17 protein-coding genes are annotated in these 22,932 nt (G+C 35.1%); 8 read left to right on the top strand and 9 right to left on the bottom strand.

The features are described from left to right. The first annotated feature begins 67 nt into the window (after positions 1-67). From A9G35_RS09775 to A9G35_RS09755, 5 genes are all read left to right on the top strand, one after another. Positions 68-1,588 carry an IgaA/UmoB family intracellular growth attenuator gene (locus A9G35_RS09775; protein WP_141673855.1) on the top strand — a complete coding sequence of 507 codons (1,521 nt, stop codon included), beginning with the start codon at positions 68-70 and terminating at the stop codon, positions 1,586-1,588. A gap of 233 nt (positions 1,589-1,821) precedes the next feature. Continuing rightward, on the top strand, positions 1,822-3,459 hold the full coding sequence (gene pyrG / locus A9G35_RS09770) for a glutamine hydrolyzing CTP synthase (RefSeq protein ID WP_065636688.1): 1,638 nt from the start codon (positions 1,822-1,824) through the stop codon (positions 3,457-3,459). Between the two features lie 47 nt (positions 3,460-3,506). Beyond that, the gene (gene eno / locus A9G35_RS09765; RefSeq protein ID WP_065636687.1) at positions 3,507-4,808 is read left to right on the top strand and encodes a phosphopyruvate hydratase; all 1,302 of its coding nucleotides are present in this window, start codon (positions 3,507-3,509) and stop codon (positions 4,806-4,808) included. A gap of 241 nt (positions 4,809-5,049) precedes the next feature. Next, a complete protein-coding gene (locus tag A9G35_RS09760; protein WP_218057256.1) occupies positions 5,050-5,976 on the top strand; it encodes a VirK/YbjX family protein in 927 nt (308 codons plus the stop codon). Between the two features lie 80 nt (positions 5,977-6,056). After that, on the top strand, positions 6,057-6,965 hold the full coding sequence (locus A9G35_RS09755; RefSeq protein WP_065636685.1) for a lysine exporter LysO family protein: 909 nt from the start codon (positions 6,057-6,059) through the stop codon (positions 6,963-6,965). A 48-nt stretch (positions 6,966-7,013) separates the two neighbouring features. Here the strand turns inward: A9G35_RS09755 and A9G35_RS09750 are convergent, their stop codons facing one another. From A9G35_RS09750 to A9G35_RS09715, 8 genes are all read right to left on the bottom strand, one after another. Beyond that, positions 7,014-7,550: a methylated-DNA--[protein]-cysteine S-methyltransferase gene (locus A9G35_RS09750; protein ID WP_065636684.1), complete on the bottom strand. Its 537-nt coding sequence runs from the start codon at positions 7,548-7,550 to the stop codon at positions 7,014-7,016. Positions 7,551-7,668: 118 nt separating this feature from the next. Continuing rightward, a complete protein-coding gene (locus A9G35_RS09745) occupies positions 7,669-8,433 on the bottom strand; it encodes a histidine phosphatase family protein (RefSeq protein ID WP_034909954.1) in 765 nt (254 codons plus the stop codon). 13 nt (positions 8,434-8,446) lie between these two features. After that, positions 8,447-9,775, bottom strand: coding sequence for an OprD family outer membrane porin (locus tag A9G35_RS09740; RefSeq protein WP_034909880.1), 1,329 nt, complete (start codon positions 9,773-9,775; stop codon positions 8,447-8,449). Positions 9,776-10,045: 270 nt separating this feature from the next. Next, entirely contained in the window at positions 10,046-11,440 is a 1,395-nt protein-coding gene (locus A9G35_RS09735; RefSeq protein ID WP_065636683.1) for a glycoside hydrolase family 1 protein, read from the bottom strand. A gap of 3 nt (positions 11,441-11,443) precedes the next feature. Further along, on the bottom strand, positions 11,444-13,324 hold the full coding sequence (locus A9G35_RS09730) for a beta-glucoside-specific PTS transporter subunit IIABC (RefSeq protein WP_065636682.1): 1,881 nt from the start codon (positions 13,322-13,324) through the stop codon (positions 11,444-11,446). Between the two features lie 188 nt (positions 13,325-13,512). Continuing rightward, the gene (gene licT / locus A9G35_RS09725) at positions 13,513-14,358 is read right to left on the bottom strand and encodes a BglG family transcription antiterminator LicT (protein WP_065608342.1); all 846 of its coding nucleotides are present in this window, start codon (positions 14,356-14,358) and stop codon (positions 13,513-13,515) included. Positions 14,359-14,531: 173 nt separating this feature from the next. Next, entirely contained in the window at positions 14,532-16,406 is a 1,875-nt protein-coding gene (htpG, locus tag A9G35_RS09720) for a molecular chaperone HtpG (protein ID WP_065636681.1), read from the bottom strand. 311 nt (positions 16,407-16,717) lie between these two features. Then, complete coding sequence (locus A9G35_RS09715) at positions 16,718-18,079, bottom strand: sodium-dependent transporter (RefSeq protein WP_218057254.1); 1,362 nt, start codon at positions 18,077-18,079, stop codon at positions 16,718-16,720. 478 nt (positions 18,080-18,557) lie between these two features. Between A9G35_RS09715 and ubiG the strand changes: the two genes are divergently transcribed. The 3 genes from ubiG to guaB all read left to right on the top strand — a co-directional run bounded on the left by ubiG (position 18,558) and on the right by guaB (position 22,374). Beyond that, positions 18,558-19,256 (top strand): bifunctional 2-polyprenyl-6-hydroxyphenol methylase/3-demethylubiquinol 3-O-methyltransferase UbiG, encoded by a 699-nt coding sequence (gene ubiG / locus A9G35_RS09710; protein ID WP_065636680.1) that lies wholly within the window; start codon positions 18,558-18,560, stop codon positions 19,254-19,256. Between the two features lie 123 nt (positions 19,257-19,379). After that, positions 19,380-20,702 carry a gluconate transporter gene (gene gntT / locus A9G35_RS09705; protein WP_065636679.1) on the top strand — a complete coding sequence of 441 codons (1,323 nt, stop codon included), beginning with the start codon at positions 19,380-19,382 and terminating at the stop codon, positions 20,700-20,702. A gap of 205 nt (positions 20,703-20,907) precedes the next feature. Continuing rightward, positions 20,908-22,374, top strand: coding sequence for an IMP dehydrogenase (gene guaB / locus A9G35_RS09700; RefSeq protein WP_065636678.1), 1,467 nt, complete (start codon positions 20,908-20,910; stop codon positions 22,372-22,374). A gap of 106 nt (positions 22,375-22,480) precedes the next feature. Here guaB and A9G35_RS09695 read toward each other — a convergent pair. After that, the coding region (locus tag A9G35_RS09695) for an integrase core domain-containing protein (protein WP_141673717.1) at positions 22,481-22,932 on the bottom strand (452 nt) is incomplete at its 5' end.

Raw genomic sequence — 22,932 nt, 5'->3', positions numbered from 1 at the left:
CTCAAATCTATTAGAATGTTAACTGAAGAGGAAAGAAAAAGTGTAGAAAGCTATTTATCGATAACATGTGACCAATCATCAGGGGAAAAAAAGTCATTTAGTTTCTAGAGAAGTGATGTCAATATCCGGTGAGTGTGTCAAACAAACTGAATTTTCGCCTTCCGAAAACACTTATTTTTATAAAATCCATAATATTGATATTGTATTTCCTTTCAACATGGATCGTTACCTTAGTGATTATAACGAAGTTGAAATTGCGCTTACGCAAAATTTCGCTATTGCGGTTAAGTTAAATGATCACAAAATAGGTTCAGCATTATATGCTACCTATTTGGCAGATGAAAAAAATGAAAAACAAAGTTCGGTATATTGGCTGAGCGGCGCTTCAAAATTCTCAAAAGGCGAAAACTTAGATGAAAATATTAAACACACTGTAATTCCACATCCTAAACTGAGTGAAAAATTGGGTTACGAAATTTTATCAGTTCGAAAAGAAACATCGCAAGAATCAGCTTCCCGTAATAAATTAAATCGAGGGATACTCACGGCATTTTTTTGTTTTTTTGTAGTAAGCTATTTTAATCGTTTTTGGGATACAAAAGAGTTGAACGATCTGTTTTGGTTTGGAGTGAATTTTCTGGCTGCTATTTACTTTTATTTTCGTAAACCAAAATATAAAGCTAAAGTGCGATTTATTAATCAAGTAAAAGGAAAAATAAATAAGAAAATTGTTAAATTCAATGAGATTAAAATTGGTCATGATTTGAAATTAAAGTATCCTAAAAATTGGCAATCATTTATCCCTGAAAATAGCACTTTTGATGTTAATTTAGATGTTGATATTGACAGTAAAAAAATTGTTCGTTATGGCTACGACATGTCAGTTAGTAAAGAGGTTGAACAATTTGGTCCACCAAAATTTTGGGGGCGTAATTTATGGCTTTTTTTAGTTGGCATGTTCTACCTTTATGCTGTCAATTATCAAGCAAAAGTCAGTGATAATTTCTCATTTGTTTATCATCAATACAATCACGATTCTAAACGTTGGTTTTTTGATGATCCCTCAAAATTAGTAACCAGCGACATCAAGTCGGGTGATGTAGTGAAATTAAATTTTTTAGATGTGTCATTGGCATGTGAAGTACCTGTTAAAAATCAAGCCAATAGATGTATTCAATCATTAATTCACAGTGCAACTACCGATACCTCTTTTCATTTAGCCAGTTCCACAAGATATTTTGTTTTACATGGTATAAATGAAAAGATAAGTTCTCAATCGGGTGAAAGTGTAGATCAACAATCTGACAAAAACTTTCATGTAGATCATATCGTGGTCACGATGTCGGGATTCGTTTCAAATGTTGATTATGACACTAATCATACCATTTCAACATTAACCATAAATACGCAAGAGTTATACCAAAAAGATATAAGCGAAAATCTATTGCCAATTTGTGTAAACCTGCTGTTATTTTTGCTTTTAGCTTCAGTGACCATTTTTAACGGTATTATGTTCTTGTTGAAACTGATTCAGAATCGACTTCGTAACAATAGAATTAAAAAGTTATACGCTAATGGTATAATTTAGATTGATTTTCGCGATTATTGATATTATTTAATAAAAATTCATTAGCTAAACTAGTTATAAGTTTGGCTAATATGCTTGTTGAAAACATCCGTTAAAATTAATTATTCAATTGTTAGGTAAGACAGATTCTGTTATACTAGTTTCCCGTCTGATTCATCATATATTGCATTGGTTTTTTATCATTTAGCCTTAGTGTAATATTATTCTATTAAATAAATAATGGTCTGGTATTAATGGTCACGAATTATATTTTTGTTACAGGCGGTGTCGTTTCTTCTTTAGGTAAAGGCATTGCCGCAGCATCACTCGCTGCAATTTTAGAAGCCCGCAATTTAAAAGTCACCATGCTTAAACTTGATCCCTACATTAATGTTGATCCAGGTACAATGAGCCCGACTCAACATGGTGAGGTTTTCGTGACGGAAGACGGTGCCGAAACCGATCTTGATTTAGGTCATTATGAGCGTTTTATTCGCACTAAAATGACGCGAAAAAACAACTTTACTACGGGTCGCATCTATTCTGATGTGTTGCGTAAAGAGCGTCGTGGTGATTATTTAGGCGCAACAGTTCAGGTTATTCCTCATATCACAAACGCAATTAAGTCGCGTGTGATTGATGGTGCTAAAGGTTTTGATGTTGCGATTGTTGAAATCGGTGGCACAGTGGGCGATATTGAGTCACTGCCCTTTTTAGAGGCAATTCGCCAATTAGCCGTTGATGTAGGGCGTGAACATACGTTGTTTATGCATTTAACTTTGGTTCCTTATTTAGGATCAGCAGGCGAAGTCAAAACCAAACCGACACAGCATTCAGTAAAAGAATTATTATCAATTGGTATTCAACCCGATGTGCTAATTTGCCGTTCTGACCGCATTATTCCTGCTAATGAGCGAGCCAAAATCGCCCTATTTTGTAATGTGCCTGAGCGTGCGGTGATTTCACTTAAAGATGTTGATTCAATTTATAAGATTCCTGCATTATTAAAATCACAAAATTTAGATACCTTTGTTTGCAAACGTTTTAATCTTGATTGTAAAGAAGCTGACCTTTCTGAGTGGGAGCAAGTGATTTATGAAGAAGCAAACCCAGTTGGCGAAGTGACCATTGGTATGGTGGGTAAATATATTGCGTTACCTGATGCCTATAAATCGGTTAATGAAGCGTTAAAACATGGTGGATTAAAAAATCGTTTAACGGTGCATATTCGTTATATTGATTCAGAAGATCTTGAATCGCGTGGCAGTGAGCTACTTGAGGGCTTAGATGCGATTTTAATCCCTGGTGGATTTGGTTATCGTGGCGTTGAAGGCAAAATCATGGCAGCTCGCTACGCGCGTGAAAATAAAATTCCATATTTGGGTATTTGTCTTGGTTTACAAGTTGCTATGATCGAATATGCTCGTAATGTTGCTGGCATTAAAGATGCAAATTCAACCGAATTTGTGAAAGATTGCGCAAGTCCAATTATTGCTTTAATTACTGAGTGGAGTGATCAGTCGGGTAATGTTGTGCAACGTAATGAAAATAGCGATTTAGGCGGTACAATGCGTTTAGGGTCTCAGATTTGTCATTTAGAGCCAAATTCATTAGTATACGGTATGTATAAAAATGAATCGATTACTGAGCGTCATCGTCATCGTTATGAAGTGAATAATAATTTATTACCAGAAGTGGTTAAAGCAGGGTTAAAGGTGACAGGGCTTTCAACTGATAAAAAATTGGTTGAAATCATTGAAGTTCCTGATCATCCTTGGTTTGTTGCGTGTCAATTCCATCCAGAATTTACTTCAACACCGCGTGATGGACACCCACTATTTAGTAGTTTTATTAAGGCTGCTAAAGCTTATCAAGAGCAGCAGCAAAAATAGTTTTAAATTAACATTTGTAATATATCTGTCATATAGAGGAAAATAACATGGCAAAAATCGTTAAAGTACATGGTCGTGAAGTCATCGACTCTCGTGGTAATCCAACTGTTGAAGCGGAAGTTCATTTAGAAGGTGGATTTGTTGGTCTTGCTATCGTTCCATCTGGTGCGTCAACAGGTTCGCGTGAAGCGTTAGAACTTCGTGATGGTGACAAATCTCGCTTTTTAGGTAAAGGCGTGTTAAAAGCGGTTGAAAACGTTAACGGCCCAATTGCTAAAGCTGTAGTGGGTAAAGATGCGTTAGATCAAGCCGCTGTCGACCAAGCTATGCTTGACTTAGATGGAACTGATTTTAAATCTAATTTAGGTGCTAACTCAATTCTTGCTGTATCTTTAGCAACGGCTAAAGCAGCCGCAGCTGCTAAAGGTGTGCCACTTTATCAACACATTGCTGACCTTAACGGTACTCCAGGTCAATATTCAATGCCATTACCTATGATGAACATCATCAACGGTGGTGAGCACGCTGATAATAACATCGACTTACAAGAATTTATGATTCAACCAGTTGGTGCTAAAACAGTACGCGAAGCAATCCGTATGGGTTCAGAAGTATTCCACAACTTAGCAAAAGTTTTACATGCTAAAGGCATGAATACTGCTGTTGGTGATGAAGGTGGTTTTGCGCCTAACTTAGGTTCAAATGCTGAAGCTTTAGCATGCATTAAAGAAGCAGTAGAAAAAGCAGGTTATGTTTTAGGTAAAGACATCACTTTAGCAATGGACTGTGCTGCGTCTGAATTCTATAACAAAGAAACTGGTAAATATGTATTGAAAGGTGAAGGTAACAAAGAATTCACTGCACAAGAATTTACTCATTACTTAGAAGGTTTAACTAATGAATATCCAATCGTATCAATCGAAGACGGTTTAGATGAAAGCGATTGGGAAGGTTGGGCTTACCAAACTGAAGCACTAGGTCACAAAATCCAATTAGTGGGTGACGATCTATTTGTAACTAATACTAAAATCTTCAAACAAGGTATTGAAAAAGGTATCGCTAACTCTATCTTAGTTAAAGTAAACCAAATCGGTACATTAACTGAGTCTATCGCTGCGGTTAAAATGGCGAAAGACGCAGGTTATACTGCAGTTATTTCTCACCGTAGTGGTGAAACCGAAGATTCTACAATCGCTGATTTAGCTGTTGGTTTAGCTGCGGGTCAAATCAAAACAGGTTCAATGAGCCGTTCTGACCGTGTTGCTAAATACAACCAATTAATCCGTATTGAAGAAGCATTAGGTTCAAAAGCACCATTCAACGGTTTAAAAGAAGTTAAAGGTCAATAATTCGTTTTTACAAAAGACGTTATTGCTTAAAAAACGGTGACTAGTTCACCGTTTTTTATTTTCATTTAATTTAATCTTGCATAACCGCAGGAACAGTTGCACCAATTTAGGTTGTGTTGTACTCTTATCGTTTGATTTTTTATGGCTGATTATAAATATCAATATGTATTGATTTAATCGCCAGTAATTGACAGAATAACTAACTCGATTTTAATTTCTACTTATGAATAATATTACGAATATGTCTAGGCCAAAAAGTAAATGGCAACTTTTTAACTGGCTTTATACAGGTAAATTACCGTTAAACGAATTATGGCTTAATCCGACTTATCGTTATAAGTTTTTTTTCAGAACCTTATTTTTAAGTCCAATCACCCTAAAATGGCTTGATAAATTAAGGCAGTATCCATTACTTGGCGATTATTTTTCGTGCCAAACAAATTTGCCGTGTAAATTACAGCGCCCTTATTTAGCCTCTTGCTTGAGTCAAAAATCCCGTTATGACGCTTTGGCGTATCACTATGATTTTTTAGCTAAACAACCTGACAGTGTAAGCAAGGCTTTTTATAATCCGCAATTGCCTTTTGTATTGGCCGATGTAACGGTTAAAAATGAACAAAACATCCAAATAGCAGTACAAGCTCGTAATAAATTTGCAAGAGAGGGCGAAATCAGCCTTTATTTTTATGATAGCGATGGCATTGATTTAGCCACTTTAACGTTTTCAATCGTTGAATATCAAGGCAAAGCAACACTATTTATTGCTGGTTTACAAGGCACAGGGCATAGTGATGCGCGTACTCGTGTGCAAAAAGCGACTAAAGCGTGCTATGGACTGTTTCCTAAACGCATTGTGGTCGAAGCCGCACTAACGATTGCGCGTTATTACCAGTTAACGCAAATTGTTGCTGTGGGTAATAAAACTCATATTTATAATAATTGGCGTTATAACAGCCGTCAGGAACGTATTTTGTCTGATTATGATGATTTTTGGTTAACTCTTGATAGCAAACAAGATGCCAATGGTTTATTTATATTACCAAGCCAAATTAATCGAAAAACCATTGAAGAAATCGCCAGTAAAAAACGTTCAGAATATCGAAATCGTTATGCTTTATTGGATCTGCTTCAACTTAATATTGAGCAAAAATTAGCATCATTGACTTAATGATTAGCCGTAACATTTTAAAACATAGGTTTGATCCAATTATTTAAAAATAAAAATCAGGAATAGTTAAGGAATAAAATATGTATTTTGGTATTCTTATTGCGCTAGTACCGTTGGGTTTAGGTTATTTAATTAAAATTAAAAACAACAGCTGGATGTCTAAAATTAATCTAACTTTGAGTTGGATGATCTACCTCATTTTGTTCATTATGGGCTCTGAACTGGCTCATTTAGATAATTTGACTACTAATTTGCAAATTATTTTATGCTACGCTATTGTTTTGTTTGTTTGTACGTTTGGTGGAAATTTTGTAGTTTTGCTTATTTTTGATTACTTTTCCCATGCTAAAACAGTTAAAGCAAATCAAACTTATGATTCTCGTTTTAAAATGATTTTTGAGTCATTGCGTGTTTGTATTGCGTTAATTCTTGGGTTTGTTTGTGGATTATTCCCTTTGTTTATTTGGCAATATGCAGAAATTACCACGCAAGTTGTGTTGGTTTTTTTATTGTTTTTTATCGGAATACAATTACGCAGTAATAATATTTCAATCAAGCAAATTCTGCTTAATAAAATAGGCATAACAACAACGCTGTTAGTTACAATAAGTGCCTTTTTTGGGGGCATTGTTGCTTCATTTATTTTAGATTTGCCCGCGCGAGTTGGTCTGGCAATGTCGTCGGGTTTTGGTTGGTATTCGTTATCGGGTATTTTAATGACAGAAGCCCATGGCCCAATTATTGGTAGTGCTACGTTTTTAAATGATATTTTGCGTGAGTTATGTGCAATTATCTTAATTCCAACACTGATTAATCGCTACCAATTAACCACATTAGGTCTGTGTGGTGCAACATCAATGGATTTTACACTACCCATGTTACAAAAAGGTGGCGGAATAGCAATTGTACCTGCCGCTATTGCCCAAGGTTTTTTATTTACACTAATTATGCCGATATTTATTACGTTATTTAATTATGGAGCGATTTAATAAAATAAAATCAATATGCTACCTGATATTTTTTTGTTTGGGTTTTATCTAAAAACAACCATGTTTAGGAATAAAAAATGATGTAGTATCGATTCCTTCATGTTGTAGTAGTTTGATTTTTTTATCTATTCCACCAGCATAACCTGTTAAATTACCATTTGCGCCGATAACTCGGTGGCAAGGGATGATAATGGATATTGGATTATGACCAACAGCCCCGCCTACGGCTTGGCTAGACATGCTTGCTTTGTTTGTTTTAATGGCGATCTGTTTTGCGATATCGCCGTAAGTAATGACCTGGCCATATGGAATTTTGCATAAAATTTCCCATACTAAGTTTCGAAAAGGTGTGCCATTTGGCGCAAGCTCTAATTGGTATGGATTCGGTCTTTTTCCTGAAAAATAATCATCAAACCATTTTTTTGTTGAGTTAAAAATGGATAAATTAGATTTTTCTTCTGTTCGTGTATTGAGTGTGTGGCCAAAATATTTTTCACCTTCAATCCAAGCCCCAACGAGCTTATTTTGTTGACTGGCTAGGGTTATTAGTCCCACTGGAGATGAATAATTGCATAAATAAAACATATTGGTCTTTTAGTCACATTTAATAAATACACTATTAAATTATGCTTGTTTATGACGATAAATACTACAAATTTATCGATTTGGAATATGGCTCATTGGTGAGCCATATATTTTGAAGTTATTTTGCTTGATTTTTGCCTTTTTCGACGTAGCTCATATCTCCAAGGCTTTCAACAATAAATTTACCATCGTCGGTGTAACGAATTTTAGTAACACTTGCGTTACCTAATCCAGCTGTAATTGGTTTATCTTGCCACTCTTGAACCATAGCCATAATTGCTAAACCGTGAGATACCACAAGCACGTTGCCACCACCTTGTGCTTTGGCTGATTCAGCAATGGTTTTTAATGATGCTTGCATACGATTTTTTACTTTATTGTAGTCTTCGGCTTCGCCTGATTTTTCAACTGCGGCGATTGCATCCATCATTGTTTTTAGGGTAACCTTGCCTTGAGCCATATCCGCCATTAGCTCTTTATCTGATGCATAACCTAAATGCTGTGCTGCTGGTGTCCACATGTTCGGATCAAAATCTCCTTCATAATCGCCAAAACACTGTTCACGTAAGCCTTCCATTTCATTAATTTGAATTTTATCGCCTTTAGCTTCTAAAACAATGCGAGCAGTTTGTCGTGCTCTACCTAAATCACTTGAATAGACTGAAATAAATTTGACACCTTTCAATCCTCGTCCTAGTTGTTCTGCCACCTCGACACCTGGTTTTGTTAGCGGTGTATCAGACCATCCTTGGGCACGGTGTACGTTATTAAACATAGTTTTACCATGGCGAGTGACATAGAGATAAACATCATCAGCAAAAGCTTGTGATAAGGTTGTTATTGAAATAATTAATGTACTAATTAATATAATAAATTTTTTCATTGTTTTGTCCTCTTTATAATAAATTAAATCGGTAATCAATTACCGTTTCCGCCGAAAGTGAAGGTGAACGTTGGTATTTTCCATGTCTAAGTTTAGGTGTAAGGTCTGAAGCACTGACAGTTTTATAAGACCAACCATACCCAACCTTCGATAAAATAGAAAAATTTTTAAAAGCGCCACTAGTTGGTTTCCATATATCAAAAACGTTAATTTCGCCATTTTTTAATGTATTATGTTTGTAGTTAAATTGGCCATAATTCATATATAGACCAGTGCTATTATTTTTAACAAAATCATAACTCATTACAGTTGTTAGTACCATTTCACCATCACGTAAATAATCTGAGCCAGCAGCGGCAAGACCGTTAAAGCGAGCACGAGTATTTTTACCTAAATGTCGATTATAATATCCGATAGCGTTATGTTTGTTAGCGTCTGTATAAGCTAAACCGACTTTAATACTCCAGTCTTCTTCTTTCCATTCGACATCGGTTGCATAGTGCCATGCGTGATCTTCAAACTCCTTTTTGTTTTGTTTCATGGCATCATAATTGTCAAGAGCATAACTTCCGTAGAATTGTCCGCCTAAGATTAATTTTTGTATTGGTTTATACGATAATTCAATGACATGGCGCCTTAAATAATCTTTAGCAACACCATAAGAATAATCTAAAGTAAGATCTTTATTTTTATAAGCGATTTCAGCTGTTGCAATATTATTAATGACTTTTTTACGATCTGCCGTTAAAAAACGTAATTTTTTAGCGGATTCGCGGGGTAGGGTGCTATCAATATAAGCCAATGAAAAATAAACGTTATCATATTTTAGAATTCCACTATAACCAAGATAACTATTGCGGGTAAGATGTTGGGTTGAACTTATGATACCTAAATCCTTCATGCTATGCCAACCAGCTTTCCCATTAAAGTTAATAGCATCATTACCTAATTTTATTTTGGCATAACGTTGGGTAAATTTATTAAATCCGTGAGCGTTATGTTTGTTATAGCCTTTACCATCGTTATAAAGTAGATTACGGGTCGCAAAGTAATCACTGGCGCCTAATCTTATTATGTTATCATAGGTGACATCAAAACCGATCATGTCAAATAAATAACCTGATTTATAATCAAAGCTAAATGCTTGCCCCCAAGCGCTGTGTACCTCTTTAGGTTGGGATGCATTTTCTTTTAAATATTTCCAATAGTTTCGAGTAGAAAATACAAATTTGGTGTCTTTAAAAAATGTATCATCGAGGATTGAGTTTTGGGTTGTCGCATTTGCTAGCATAGAATAACCTGATATCCCTAATAGCATTATTGTGAAATATTTTATTTTCATTGTTCCTTTTCCTAATTGTTTTTTATATTAAAAAAACCTAAATACTAAATCAGAGAATAATTCTCTAATTAATATTTAGGTTTTGCCTGCCAAAAAGCAGTAACAATCCAATAATTTAAAGTTTTGTTTTATTTTTATGTATATGTGTTTTTTATAGTAATATGATTAATTTAAATAATTTATATCTCCATTCGATTAGCTATTTACCTTGTCACATGTTTATTAAAAAATAATAGGGGAGATGAGCAGCGTCAATCCTCCCAGATTATCTTATGCTTTCAAATTTTCACCTTTTGATGAAATCACGGATTGATACCAGTAGAAACTTTTCTTTTTATAGCGATTTAATGTGCCAGAACCATCTTGATTTAGGTCAACATATATAAAGCCATAACGTTTGGTTACTTCGGCTTTGGATGCACTGATAAGATCTATTGGTCCCCAACTGGTGTATCCCATGACTTCAACACCATCATTAATGGCTTCTCGGATTTGTACTAAATGATCATTCATATAATTAATTCGATAATCATCATTAATTGTATTGTCTGCTTCTAATTTATCTTTAGCACCTAAGCCATTTTCGACAATAAATAACGGTTTTTGGTAACGTTCATAAAGTAAGTTAAGTAGATAGCGAATACCAACAGGATCGATCTGCCATCCCCATTCGGATGCTTTAAGGTAAGGGTTAGGCACCATATCTAAAATATTACCTTTGGTTTTTTGTGACTCATCATCTGTTGCACAGCAACTCATGTAATAACTAAATGAAACAAAATCGACTGTTTCTTTTAGATCTTGTTTATCTTGTTCAGTAATATCAAGCTTAATATGATTTTCTTTAAAGAATCGATTCATATAGGTTGGGTAATAACCACGCACCTGAACATCCCCAAAAAATAACCAACCATGATTTTCTTGATGAGTTTCCCAAACATCTTCAGGTTTTGGTGTAAGAGGGTAAGCCACAGCACCTAATAACATGTTACCAATTTTTGCATCTGGAATGATTTGATGACAGAGTTTAACCGCTCGACCACTGGCAACTAATTGATGATGAATTGCTTGGTAGATTTGCTGTTTGGTGCTGTTTCTGTCCAAACCAACACCAGTGAAAGGTTCATGTAATGACATGTTGATTTCATTGAAGGTAAGCCAATATTTAACCTTATTTTTATAGCGTTCAAAAACAGTTTTAGCGTAACGAGTGAAAAATTCAATGACTTTACGATTTTCCCATCCACCATATTGGGTAACAAGATAATAGGGCATTTCATAATGTGATAAAGTGACTAGTGGTTTTATGTTGTGTTTTGCCATTTCATCGAATAATTTGTCATAAAAGGCTAAACCAGCCTCATTTGGTTGTTCTTCATCGCCATTAGGAAATATGCGTGTCCAAGCAATTGATGTGCGTAGACAAGTGAAACCCATTTCAGCAAATAGAGCAATATCTTCAGGATAACGATGATAAAAATCGATAGCTTTGTCTTTAATACTAGCAATATCAGTTTCATTGCGATTGATGATGTCTCCAAATAAACCATTTGGCGTACAATCTGATGTAGATAAACCTTTGCCTCCTTCACGGTAAGCCCCTTCAACTTGATTAGCGGCAATGGCACCGCCCCAAAGAAAATCATTAGGAAATTTTGTTGACATGTTTTACTCCTTATTTTGGGATAACGCTAATAAAGCCTCTCCGCTTTGAATATTATCTTGTTCAAAGATACATTGTATATCTTGATAACTATCACTATTAGTAATGATAATTGGTGTGGTAACTTCAAAACCAGCTTGCTTAATTGCCTCTATATCAAAACTGACTAGCAAATCACCTTTTTTTACTTTGCTACCAGCTTCTACGTGAGCCTCAAAATGTTGACCATCTAATTTAACGGTATCAATACCGATATGAATTAATATTTCAGCTCCAGATTCTGTTTGAAAGCCAATTGCGTGTTTAGTTCGAAATAATGACACAACTTCACCATCATCAGGGGCGACAGCTTGACCAACAGTTGGAATGATTGCAATACCTTTACCCATTAATTCACTGGCAAATGTAGGATCTTTTACCTCACTTAATAAATTGACCTTGCCTGACATTGGACTGTAGATCGTGGTTTTATTTTCAGTTTCCATATTGTTAGAATATGAATTATCAATTTCATCCGTTTGAGATTTATCTTTAGGTATACCAAAGAAGTAAGTAACGATTGTTGCAATTGTAAAGGAAATAATTGTAGCAATAACAACCGCATAAAATCTTGTATCAACCCCTTCAATTGGAATTAATTGTAAAAATGAAAATATACTAACCATACCAAACGAATAAGTGACAGTGTGATGATAACCAACAATAGCCCCACCAATTGCGGCAGACAAACAACCAATAACAAATGGTTTTTTTAATGGTAAATTCACGCCATAGATTGCTGGTTCTGTCACACCAAAAATCCCTGATAATACAGATGAACTTGCTAATGCTTTAAATTGTTTATCTTTAGAACGTAACATTACCGCTAATGCTGCCCCTGTTTGTGCAAAAACAGCCGGTAATAAAATAGGTAACATAAAGTCTTCATGATAAAGAGCCAAGTTATTCATTGAAAATGGTACTAATCCCCAATGAACCCCAAATATCACCATGATTTGCCAGCTAGCGGCTAAAATCATTGAAGCAATTACAGGGTTTAATTGATAGATGAAGATAATTCCAGAGGCAATAAGGTCACTTAACATTGACACAACTGGGCCAATAACCGCAAAAGTTAACGGTACGGTAATTAATATGCTGAGTAATGGCGAGATAAATTTTTTAAATGAATCATGCAATATTTTATTAAAAGCTCGTTCAAATATAGAATATACCCAACTCGCTAAAATAATTGGAAATACCGATGATGCATAAGGGATTAGACTAATTGGGATTGAAAAGAATTCAGTTTGTAATTCTAATGCGCCTCTCATCATACCGACAATATTAGGGTGAACTAATGCACCGCCAATTGCCATGCCTACATAGGGGTTACCGCCAAATTTTTTAACAGCAGAAAATCCTAAAATAATAGGTAGGTAATAAAAAGGTGCATCAGCAATGGCAAATAGGAAATTATAAGTAGGTGTTTCAGGGATAATAACATTGATTACTTGTAACAACGAGATTAGACCTTTTAAAATCCCGCCAGCAACAAGTATAGCAAGTGCTGGAATAAAAATGCCCGAAACCAGATCAATCAATTTAGAGAAAATCCCCGATTTTTTGCCTGATTGCGAGGCTGGTTGATTATTTTCATTAAGATTTGTCAGTTGCATAATGTCACTATATACATCAGCAACATTATTACCAATGACAACCTGAAATTGTCCTCCACTTTGTACAACAGTAATCACACCGGCTAGCTTTTTTAATGTTTCTGCATCGGCTTTGTTATCATCCTTTAATACAAATCTTAAACGAGTAGCACAATGCACTAAGCTGATAACATTGTCCTTACCCCCAACATGTTGAATAATTGATTCGGCAAGCTGTTTGTTTTTCATACCTTATCCTTTTCAAGGCAAAAAAAAACCTAAATCCCTTTAATTTAAGGAATTTAGGTTTTGCTCGCATAGCTAACTGCTTTTCTATGCAATAACAATCCAAAAATGATTTAATAAAATTAGCATGATTTAAGAATAATGGATATAGTTTATTTAAATATAATGATTAAAATGTGAGTTATATCACATTATTGATTTTTCAGTTCAGTTCGTAATCGTTCAATATGAATAGTCAAATAGAGACTTTCATCATCAGAAAGTGGATGTTGATATTGTTGTATTAAATGTAAATCTATCTGTTTAGTACAAAGATAGGCTAGTTTGTATTTTTGTCGTACTAGTTCATACAAAGAATTATCTTGTTGTGTTTGCTTGCTGTGGCTTATTAAAATACGGTGAGCAAAGAATTTCAAATGAGTAACAAAACGTTGATAAGATAGGCAATTTTCGTCATATTCAAAGTTAAAGTGATATTTCACTATATTAAGAATTTCGCGCATGATTTTAGTCATATTAACAATATTGGGCATTGTGTCATTTAATTGCGCATTGATAATATGAAAAGTAATAAAACCAGCTTCGTCTTCAGGTAATTCAACAGATAATCGTTCTTTTATTATTGATAATGCATACAAACCGATTTGAAATTCTTTAGGGTAAAACTTTTTGATTTCCCATAGAAATCCATTAGGAATATCAAAACCTTGTTTATGGCGTTCAATGGCAAAATGGATATGGTCGGTCAGCGAAATATAAATGCTGTCTTGTAATTTGCCATCTATGCATTGTTTTGTATGATTAATAATAATTTCAGATGTGGTCAATACCTCAAAAGGAATTTTTGAAAGTAATTCTTCAAATTTAGGGTATGTTTCTTTATTATCGAGTGAAAACTGCTTTTCAATAAGACTTGTATCAATTAAGTCACCTTCACGTTTTTTAAATCCAATTCCACGGCCGGTGACAATTAATTCATTACCTTTAGCATCAAGTGTAACAATAACATTGTTGTTTAATATTTTATAAACTTTCATTGGGTGTGATTAATTATATATGTCTATTTATTATGAATAGACATAAAAAAATCGGAAGCAAAAATATAAAGAAATGTGATAAATATCATATTTTAAAAAAATATTGCTTTTCTTTTACTATAAAAAAGCCCCGATAGGGTTAATGTATCGAGGCTGCTTAGTCTATTATTTTATTATTGTGTTAATAATTTATTCATGGTTTGAATAAATTTGCTTGGGTCGCTTAATGAGCCTTTTTCGGCAAGTAAAGCTTGATCAAGCAATAGTTCAACCCAATCGTTAAATGCGCTTTCATCTTGTGTATCGGCAATACGTTTAACCAATTTATGATCTGGATTGATTTCAAATGTATATTTGATTTCAGGCGCTTTTTGACCTGCAGCAGCAAATAGTTTAGCCATTTGTGTGCTCATTTCGTCGGCAGCAGTGGTAACAATTGCTGGTGTATCAGTTAATCGATGCGTTAATTTGACTTCTTTCACTTTATCGCCTAATGCGGTTTTAACACGTTCAATAAATGGTTCAAGTTCTTTTTCAACTTGCTTTTGCTCTTCAGTATCTTGATCAGCAAGTTTTTCAATAGATTCATCTGATTTGCTGATTGATTGGAATTGCTTACCATCAAATTCGGTTAAATTGCTCATCATCCATTCATCAATACGATCGGACAATAACAATACTTCAATACCTTTTTTACGGAATAGCTCAAGATGAGGACTATTTTTTGCCGCACCATAGCTATCAGCAGTAATATAGTAGATCTTTTCTTGACCATCTTGCATACGGCTAATGTAATCTTCTAGTGATACTGTTTGTGCATCGCTATCAGTGTGGGTTGAGGCAAAACGAAGTAATTTAGCAATCGCTTCACGGTTTGTAAAATCTTCACCCGTTCCTTCTTTTAACACTAAACCAAACTCACTCCAGAACTGTTGATATTGTTCTTTGTTGTCTTTAGCTAGTTTTTCTAGCATTTGTAACACACGTTTAGTGCATGCATTTCGTAAGCTTTGGGTGACTTTATTATCTTGTAAAATTTCGCGCGATACATTTAATGGTAGATCGTTTGAATCAATCAAGCCTTTTACAAAACGTAAATAGTTAGGCATAAATTGTTCAGCATCATCCATAATAAACACACGTTGCACGTAAAGTTTTAAACCATGTTTATTATCACGATTCCACAAATCCCAAGGTGCTTTTGATGGGATATAAAGTAAACTTGTGTACTCTTGTTTACCTTCAACTCGGTTATGGCTCCAACTTAATGGATCGGCAAAGTCGTGTGACAGATGTTTATAAAACTCTTTATATTCCTCGTCAGTCACTTCTGATTTACTGCGTGTCCAAAGTGCTTGGGCTTTGTTGACTTTTTCCCATTTGACTTCTTTGCTTTCTTCGTCAGTGGTTTGTACTTCAACAGGGAGCGAAATATGGTCAGAATATTTACTAATTACAGAACGTAAACGCCAATCATCTAAAAATTCTTTTTCATCTTCTTTTAAGTGTAAAGTGATTTCAGTACCACGAGTTTCTTTATTATCATCAGATATAGTATATTCACCTTCCCCTGTTGACTCCCACATAACTGCTTCGTCAGCTTTTGCGGTGGCTGCGCGCGTTCTAACAGTGACTTTATCGGCAACGATAAAAGCAGAATAAAAACCTACACCAAACTGGCCAATTAATTGGCTATCTTTGGCTTGATCGCTACCAATGGACTCTAAAAATGCTTTGGTACCTGATTTAGCAATGGTACCTAGGTTTTCAATTACTTCATCACGCGTCATACCAATGCCATTATCAGCAATGGTTAGGGTACCTGCTTCTTTATTAGTTGAAATGCGCACACCAAGTTCGCCATCACCCGCGTATAAATCTGGGTTTTCTAACGCTTTAAAGCGAAGTTTGTCAGCGGCGTCAGATGCGTTTGAAATAAGTTCCCTTAAAAAAATCTCTTTATTTGAGTATAAAGAGTGAATCATTAAATGTAGAATTTGTTTAACTTCGGATTGAAATCCACGAGTTTCAGTGCCTTGCTTACTCATTGACTAGTTCCTCTATTATATTTAGTCATTTCAATTAATTCTAATGGCGAAAATGATTTGTTATTAACTAACTTTTATCATTTTGCTCAGTTTAATAGCGCATTGCCAGTTAGATTAACCGAATAAAATTAACATAATGGTTTGATTTATTGATGTATTGCTATATGGGAGTAAAAAACCAGATTTCAATAGGGGTTAAGACATTTATTCATTTTTGGTTATTTTTTGTTAAAAATGCAAAAAGAGAGCAAAAAAAAAGCCTTGAAGGGATTAAGGCTTTTTAATTAAAGGTTATTTTAAATTAATAAAAATTACATAAATCCATAAACAAGAATTAAAATAACAGCAGCTGGAATAACGAATCGTGATAAAACAGTCCAAATGCTAAACCAGAAATTATTTAAATTTAATTCTTCTCGGATGCGTTTTTGGTTCATCATCCAAGCACCAAATATCACTGTGCCTAAACCTGTAACAGGTAACATTATTTTACTAGTTAAGTAATCAAGCAAATCAAATATATTTTTACCAAATAGTTTCACTTCAGCCCATTCATTAAATGATAAAATACATGCGATACCTAATGCCCAAATAATTAAACTACTTAAAATTGTTGCTGATTTTCTACCCAATGGTGTTTTTTCTTCTAACAATTCAACTGTTGGTTCAAGTAATGAAATAGAAGAAGTTAATGCAGCAAAAGTAAGGAAAATAAAGAATAAAACACCTAAAACAGTGCCGCCAGCCATATTACCAAAAGCAATCGGTAAGGTGACAAAAATAAGTCCTGGGCCTTCACCAGGTTGTAAACCGTTAGCAAATACCAGTGGGAAAATCGCCATACCAGATAGCATAGCTACAATTACATCTAAAATAACTACAGTACGTGCAGTTGATAGTAAGTTCACATCTGAACCCAGATAAGAACCATATGCCATCATAATTCCCATACCTAAAGATAGACTAAAGAATGCATGTCCCAATGCCGCCAATACTGCTGTACCGTTAATTGCAGACCAATTAGGGGTGAACAAGAATTTAAAAGCATCATAAAAAGATGGACCGCTAACATAAGCAGCATAACCAACTAAAACAAGTAATAGTACACCTAGCCCAGGCATCATCAATTTGCAACCGCGTTCCAAACCAGCACCAACACCAAGAGCAACAATAAATGCTGTAGCAAACATAAATACGGTGTGCCAAGTTAGTAGACTGTTAACATTACCAAGGAAATGGGTAAAAAGTTGACCAGTAGCTTCGCCATTAGCACCTTCGAAAGAACCTTGAGCAGCTAAAACAATGTAATCGGTCGCCCATCCCCCGATAACACTATAAAATGATAGAATTAAAAAAGAACCTACTACACCAATAATACCAATCCAGCGCCATGATTTAGAACGACCTTCTGAAACAGCGACATCTTCCATAGTATGAATTGGATTTTTTTGCCCTCGACGCCCAATTAACCATTCTAAAACTAAAATTGGCAAGCCAATAACAAACATAAATAATAAATAGGTAAGCACAAACGCAGAGCCACCCATTTCACCAGCCATATAGGGGAATTTCCAAATATTACCTAACCCAACAGCAGAACCCGCCGCAGCTAGCATAAATCCCATGCGCGAACTCCACTGTGAGTGACTTTTTTTCATAGTACCCGTACTCATTAATATTGTTTCCTTTAATCTCAATTAGTTTAATTTGCGTTGTGAAAAAAGTGTTTCTTTTATAAGTGAATTTTTAATCATGCCATGAAACACATCTATAAACAAGACATTATGCATGTTATTCGTTATATCTGTATAAAAATTTAGCGGGTAGTGATACAAATGTATCATATTTATTTTTAAGGGGATTAGCTAATTGTTATGCCATATTAAACATCTTTAATACATCAAAAATACAACTAAAAAAGGAAGCAATGTAAAAAGCGGTTGTTATTTTAACGAACCTATTTTTTATTAGTGTCGTCATGAGCTTATGTTGCATCATTAATAATAGTGGTAGGCAAGGGAAAAATGGGTAATAAAAAATAATAAACGTACTAGCATTTAAATAAACAAGATTAATTAGGCTGATTTATTGATAATCACAAGCACATAGCATATAGTTAATTTTAGATTTTACTGATATTAAAGAGTCACTATGTCGCAAAACATCGACCAAAACGAAATTAACAAATTTTCACAACTTGCTGCTGATTGGTGGAATCCTAATGGCAAATGTAAACCACTGCATATAATCAATCCATTGCGGATGGATTACATACAACAAAAATGCGGTTCGTTAACTAATCAAACCGTATTAGATGTGGGATGTGGTGGGGGAATTTTGTCTGAAAGCCTAGCTAAATTAGGGGCAAATGTTACTGCTATCGATCTTGCTGATGAGTCGCTTGCGGTTGCTAAAATGCATGCTGAGCAAAATGATCTTACAATTAATTATCAAAAGCAAACAGTTGAAGAACATGCACAGCAACACCCAGAGCATTATGATGTAATTACCTGTATGGAATTACTAGAACATGTGCCAGATCCGTTTTCAGTCATTCAAGCTTGCTCAGCATTACTTAAACCTAATGGAAAATTGTTTTTATCAACCATTAATCGCAATCATAAAGCCAAATTATTATTAATTTATGGGGCAGAATATATTGCTCGCTTAGTGCCTAAAGGTACACACGATTTTAACCGTTTTATTCGTCCATCAGAATTAATGACATTTGTTGAACAAGCCAAGCTGAATGTGAAAGATATTATTGGTATGGAATATCACTTATTTAAAAATCAATTTAAATTAAGTTCAAATGTTGATGTAAATTATATACTAATGGCAAAAAAATAAGAAATGTTTAAAAATGTGATCTAATTCTCAATTTTGAGATTTTATTCACTATTTTTTTTAAAATTCTCTATAATTCGGCATGTTACCGATAACACGGATTTTTATTTAGAGGACTATTTATTCATGCCATTGATTATAATTGCTATAGGCGTAGCTCTGCTACTTATTTTAATGTTACCACTTCGAGTTAATGGATTTATTGCTCTCATCCTAGTTGCACTAAGTGTTGGTGTTATGGAAGGAATGCCAATTATGGATGTTGTAAAATCAATTAAAAATGGAGTTGGTGGTACACTGGGTAGTTTAGCCTTAATTATGGGCTTTGGGGCAATGTTAGGAAAACTACTAGCCGATTGTGGTGGTGCACAACGTATTGCAACAACACTTATTGAAACATTTGGTGATAAAAAAATCCAATGGGCTGTGACGCTTACAGGTTTTATTGTTGGTTTTGCTCTTTTTTATGAAGTTGGTTTTGTTTTATTATTACCATTAGTGTTAACCATCGCTGCAACATTACGAATATCTCCTTTGTATGTCGGCATTCCAATGGCTGCTGCATTATCTGTTACGCATGGTTTTTTACCTCCGCATCCTGGGCCAACTGCGATTGCTGAAATTTTTAAAGCAGATATGGGACGAACTTTGCTTTATGGCACTATTATTGCTATCCCAACGGTAATTTTAGCAGGGCCTGTATTAGCAGGATTACCATTTATTCGTGCAATTAATCATCCAATTGAAGAAGGTTTATACAATTCTAAAAAATTCACTGATGATCAAATGCCAAGTTTTGGTATTAGCATATTTACTGCATTGATTCCTGTGATCTTAATGTCAATTCGTGCTGTTTGTGAAATGACGTTAGCTAAAGGCCATGCAGTATTACCTTATGTTGAATTTTTTGGTGATCCTGTCATTGCAACATTAATTTCAGTTTTAGTTGCCGTATTTACTTTTGGTATTTTCCGTGGGCGTTCAATGGCCCAAATTAATGAAACGCTTGCTAACTCAATCAAAATCATCGCAATGATGTTATTAATTATTGGTGGCGGCGGTGCTTTCAAGCAAGTGCTTGTTGATAGTGGTGTTAAAGTTTACATTGAAGAGCTGATGCATTCGTCAAGTGTTTCACCCATTGTTATGGCTTGGTTAATTGCTGCACTGCTTCGATTAGCGCTTGGTTCTGCCACCGTTGCCGCGTTGACAGCTGGTGGCATTGTGTTTCCTCTAATTGCTTCAACAGGGGTAAGTCCTGAGCTGATGGTTATTGCAACGGGTGCAGGTAGCGTTGTGTTTTCACACGTTAATGATCCAGGATTTTGGTTATTTAAAGAGTATTTCAATTTAAGCATTACTGAAACAATGAAATCATGGTCATTGTTAGAAACAATAATCTCTGTTTGTGGGTTAGCAGGTTGCTTAGTGATTAATATGTTTATTTAATCAAGCTTCATGTCTATTTTACCTCATCAGGTTTATCTTACTGATGAGGTATTTTTCCTATATCTTCACACATTTTGAACTCATTCATTTTTATTTATTTTCTATTTTAATAGAAAATAAAATTTTACTAGTTTTTTAAATTAAAAGCAGATAGAATGCTTTGGCAATATTTTATCAACAATTCAACTCAATGGTGAATATTGTCATGTCTCGCATAGTTAAAGAAGCCCTCACGTTTGACGACGTGTTATTAGTTCCAGCTCACTCAACCGTCTTACCTAATACAGCTGATATCTCTACTCAACTAACTAAAACCATAAAGCTAAATATTCCAATGCTGTCAGCAGCAATGGATACCGTCACCGAATCAGATCTTGCTATTGCATTAGCCCAAGAAGGTGGAATTGGTTTTATACACAAAAATATGTCAATTGAAAGTCAAGCCAATCATGTAAGACGAGTTAAAAAGCACGAAAGTGGTATTGTACAAGATCCTGTATCTGTTTTACCAACTGCTACCATAGAGCAGGTTATTGAACTTGCTAAAGAGCACGGTTTTGCAGGATTTCCTGTTGTGACCGAAAGCCAAGAGCTTGTTGGTATTATTACCGCGCGTGATGTACGTTTTGCCACAGACTTATCTTTACCTGTTACCGCAGTTATGACACCAAAAGACCGTTTAGTTACGGTCAATGAAGGTGAGCAACGCGAAATTGTACTACAAAAAATGCACGAACACCGTGTAGAAAAGGTTCTTGTTGTTGATTCACGATTCCATCTAAAAGGCATGATCACCGTCAAAGATTACAATAAAGCAGAACAAAAGCCGAATGCCTGTAAAGATGAAAAAGGTCGTTTGCGTGTTGGAGCAGCTGTTGGCGCAGCCGCTGGTAATGAAGAGCGCATTGCAGCATTAGTTGAAGCAGGTGTTGATGTATTATTAATTGACTCGTCACACGGTCATTCCGAGGGTGTACTTGAACGCATTCGCCAAGCAAGAAAGACCTATCCAGAACTACAAATTATTGGAGGTAATGTTGCTACAGCCGAAGGTGCTAAAGCCTTAATTGATGCCGGCGTTAGTGCTGTTAAAGTTGGAATTGGCCCAGGCTCTATTTGTACAACTCGTATTGTCACTGGCGTTGGTGTACCACAAATTAGTGCTATTATGGACGCAGTCGAAGTAGCGCAAAAGCACAGTATCCCAGTTATTGCTGATGGTGGAATTCGTTTTTCTGGCGATATTGCTAAAGCGATTGCTGCAGGCGCGTCTTGTGTGATGGTTGGTTCCATGTTTGCAGGTACTGAAGAAGCGCCAGGCGAAATTGAACTATTCCAAGGTAGAGCCTATAAATCATATCGAGGTATGGGATCGCTTGGTGCCATGGCTAAAGGATCTTCTGATCGTTATTTTCAAACCGATAACGCTGCTGATAAACTTGTGCCAGAAGGCATAGAAGGGCGCATCGCCTATAAAGGACAATTAAAAGAAATTATTCACCAACAAATGGGTGGTTTAAGATCTTGTATGGGATTAACGGGTTGCGTAACGATTGATGAATTAAGAACTAAGCCTAAATTCTATCGTATTACGGGGGCAGGTATGAAAGAAAGCCACGTCCACGACGTTCTTATTACCAAAGAGCCACCTAATTATCGAGCTGGAGTATAAAAAAAGAGGGGGGAACCCTCTTTTTATTTTGTATTTTATTTAGTATTTTTTATTAGATTTTGATTTGGTTTTTACTAAAAAATAAATATGGAATGGCAACACATTTTCAAACAAAAAAATTAAGGGGTAAGTGTTTTTTAAATTCAACGGGAGGCAAGTAGCCTAACGAAGAATGTAATCGTTTATGATTATACCAATAAGCATAAGCCGAAAAAGCGCGTTGTAACTCAGCCGTTGAGTTAAAACGTTGGCCTTTTACAAATTCCGTTTTAATTGTTTTAAATGTCGCTTCCGCTACCGCATTGTCATAAGGACATCCTTTCTTGCTTAATGAATGCGTGATATTAAATGTCTTAAAACAATCCGCTAATAACCGATTATCAAACTCTTTACCTCGGTCTGAATGAAATAAATCTAATTTCGATAATGGCAGTTTAATTTGGCTTAATGCCGACATAACAAGCTCTGCTGTTTTATGTTGACCAACATGGTAACCGACAATCTGCCTATCGGATAAGTTCACTAAAACACATAAATAGTTCCAACGTTGCTTAACTT

Source organism: Gilliamella sp. Choc5-1 (genome assembly GCF_001690595.1).
Classification (GTDB): Bacteria; Pseudomonadota; Gammaproteobacteria; order Enterobacterales; family Orbaceae; genus Gilliamella; species Gilliamella apicola_M.
Note: the sequence above shows the minus strand (reverse complement) of the source record. Positions and strands in the feature narration are given on the sequence as shown.